This window comes from Streptomyces plumbidurans, from assembly GCF_019857225.1.
Lineage (GTDB): Bacteria > Actinomycetota > Actinomycetes > Streptomycetales > Streptomycetaceae > Streptomyces > Streptomyces plumbidurans.
Window position 1 is genome coordinate 1 of the sequence record NZ_JAFJSY010000057.1, and the last position, 3424, is coordinate 3424.

Sequence of the window (3424 nt, forward strand, 5' to 3'; positions counted from 1 at the left end):
ACCTCGCGCACCAGCTGCTCCTGCTCGGCCTGGTGCCGCTTCGCGGAACCGACCGCCGGGGACGAGCTGTGCGGACGCGAGATGCGGCGCAGGCGCTCGCCGTGCGGGACGTCCGCGCCGACCGCCAGGTCCAGGTGGTCGATCAGGTTGAGCGCGATGAACGGCCAGGCACCCTGGTTCGCCGGCTCCTCCTGGGCCCACAGGTACTTCTCGACGTTCGGGTACTTGGCGATCTCCGCCTGGATCTCGGCACCCGGCAGCGGGTACAGCCGCTCGACACGGACGATCGCGATGTCCGTGGCGCCACGCTTGGTGCGTTCGGCCTCCAGGTCGTAGTACAGCTTGCCCGCCACGAAGACGACCTTCTTGACCGCGGCCGGGTCGACCGAGGAGTCGCCGATGACCGGACGGAACTGACCCGACGTGAACTCCTCCGTCTTCGACGCGGCGGCCTTCAGGCGCAGCATCGACTTCGGCGTGAAGACCACCAGCGGCTTGTGGTGCGGGTTGTGCACCTGCCACCGCAGGAGGTGGAAGTAGTTCGACGGCAGGGTCGGCATCGCGACCGTCATGTTGTTCTGCGCGCACAGCTGCAGGAAGCGCTCGACGCGGGCCGAGGAGTGGTCCGGGCCCTGGCCCTCGTAGCCGTGCGGGAGCAGCAGCGTGACGCCGGAGGTCTGGCCCCACTTCTGCTCGGCCGCCGAGATGTACTCGTCGACCACCGACTGGGCGCCGTTGACGAAGTCGCCGAACTGCGCCTCCCACATCACGAGGGCGTCGGGGCGGGCCAGCGAGTAGCCGTACTCGAAGCCCATGACCGCGTACTCGGAGAGCAGCGAGTCGTAGACGTTGTAGCGGGCCTGGTCGTCGGAGAGGTACTGCAGCGGGGTCAGGTCCTCGCCCGTCTCACGGTCGATGAGGACCGCGTGACGCTGGCCGAAGGTGCCGCGGCGGGAGTCCTGGCCGGACAGCCGCACCGGGGTGTTCTCCAGCAGCAGCGAGCCGATGGCGAGGGTCTCGCCCATGCCCCAGTCGATCGTGCCGTCCTCCACCATCGCCGCCCGGCGCTGCAGCTGCGGCAGCAGACGCGGGTGTACGTGGAAGTGGTCGGGGATGTTGACCTGGGACTCGGCGATCCGCTTGACGACCTCCGCGGAGATCGCGGTGGTCACCGGGACCGGGAACTCGGCCTGCGGGTCCGACACCGGGGCGGTGCCCGGCTGGGACGTGGCCTCGCGGACCTCGGTGAAGACCTTCTCCAGCTGGCCCTGGTAGTCCTGCAGGGCCTGCTCGGCCTCTTCCAGGGTGATGTCGCCGCGACCGATCAGGGACTCGGTGTAGAGCTTGCGCACCGAGCGCTTCTTGTCGATCAGGTCGTACATCAGCGGCTGGGTGAAGGCCGGGTTGTCCGACTCGTTGTGACCGCGGCGGCGGTAGCAGATGAGGTCGATCACCACGTCCTTGTTGAACGCCTGGCGGAACTCGAAGGCCAGCCGCGCGACGCGGACCACGGCCTCCGGGTCGTCGCCGTTCACGTGGAAGATCGGGGCCTCGATCATGCGGGCCACGTCGGTCGCGTACATCGACGAACGCGAGGACTCCGGGGCGGCGGTGAAGCCGACCTGGTTGTTGATGACGATGTGGACCGTGCCGCCCGTGCGGTAGCCGCGCAGCTGCGACATGTTCAGGGTCTCGGCCACCACGCCCTGGCCCGCGAAGGCCGCGTCACCGTGCAGGGCGACCGGCAGGACCGTGAAGTCCGTGCCGCCCTTGTTGATGATGTCCTGCTTGGCGCGGACGATGCCCTCGATGACCGGGTCGACCGTCTCCAGGTGGGAGGGGTTGGCGGCCAGCGAGACCTTGATCTGCTCGCCGTCCAGGCCCGTGAAGGTGCCCTCGGCGCCCAGGTGGTACTTCACGTCGCCGGAGCCGTGCATCGACTTCGGGTCGAGGTTGCCCTCGAACTCGCGGAAGATCTGCGCGTACGACTTGCCGACGATGTTCGCGAGGACGTTCAGCCGGCCGCGGTGGGCCATGCCGATGACCACCTCGTCCAGGCGCGACTCCGCCGCGCTGTCGAGGACCGCGTCAAGGAGCGGGATGACGGACTCGCCGCCCTCCAAGGAGAAGCGCTTCTGGCCGACGTACTTCGTCTGCAGGAAGGTCTCGAAAGCCTCCGCGGCGTTCAGCCGGCGCAGGATGCGCAGCTGCTCCTCGCGCTCCGGCTTGGAGTGCGGGCGCTCCACCCGGTCCTGGATCCACTTGCGCTGCTTGGGGTCCTGGATGTGCATGAACTCGATGCCGATGGTGCGGCAGTACGAGTCGCGCAGCACGCCGAGGATGTCGCGCAGCTTCATCAGGGACTTGCCGGAGAAGCCGCCGACGGCGAACTCGCGCTCCAGGTCCCACAGGGTCAGGCCGTGCTCGGTGATGTCCAGGTCGGGGTGCTTGCGCTGGCGGTACTCCAGCGGGTCGGTGTCGGCCATGACGTGGCCGCGGACCCGGTAGGAGTGGATCAGCTCGAAGACCCGGGCGGCCTTGGTGACGTCGTCGTCGTGGCTGGCGTCGATGTCCCTGAGCCAGCGGACCGGCTCGTAGGGGATGCGCAGGGCCTCGAAGATCTCGTCGTAGAAGCCGTTCTCGCCCAGCAGCAGGTTCGCCACCTGGCGCAGGAACTCGCCGGAGGCGGCGCCCTGGATGACCCGGTGGTCGTAGGTCGACGTGAGCGTCATGACCTTCGAGATGCCGAGCTTGTTCAGGGTGTCCTGGCTGGTGCCCTGGAACTCCGCCGGGTAGTCCATGGAGCCGACGCCCAGGATGACCGACTGGCCGGGCATCAGACGCGGGACCGAGTGGACGGTGCCGAGGCCGCCGGGGTTGGTCAGGGAGACCGTCACGCCGGAGAAGTCGTCCATCGTCAGCTTGCCGTCGCGGGCGCGGCGGACGATGTCCTCGTAGGCCTGCCAGAACTCGAAGAAGTTCAGCGTCTCGGCCTTCTTGATGGCCGCGACGACCAGCTGGCGGTCGCCGTTGGGCTTCACCAGGTCGATGGCCAGACCGAGGTTGACGTGGTCCGGCTTGACCAGGGTCGGCTTGCCGTCCTTCTCCGCGAAGGAGTAATTCATCGACGGCATGGCCTTGATGGCCTGCACCATCGCGTACCCGATCAGGTGCGTGAAGGAGATCTTCCCGCCCCGGGCGCGCTTGAGGTGGTTGTTGATGACGATGCGGTTGTCGAACAGCAGCTTCACCGGGACCGCGCGCACGGACGTGGCCGTGGGCAGCTCCAGCGAGGCGTTCATGTTCTTCGCCACGGCGGCGGCGGGACCGCGCAGGGTCACCAGCTCGGGGCCGGCGGCGGGCTCCGTCGCGGGCTCGGCCTTGGCGGTCCTTCGTCTTCACGCCCAGGGGTACGAGCGCGGTC

The 3424-nt window shown here is 68.4% G+C and carries 1 pseudogene; it reads right to left on the minus strand.

What is annotated here, in order from left to right:
- Positions 1-3386 (minus strand): annotated as a pseudogene (locus JYK17_RS29380) (multifunctional oxoglutarate decarboxylase/oxoglutarate dehydrogenase thiamine pyrophosphate-binding subunit/dihydrolipoyllysine-residue succinyltransferase subunit); the annotation flags it as partial.
- Positions 3387-3424 lie beyond the last annotated feature (38 nt).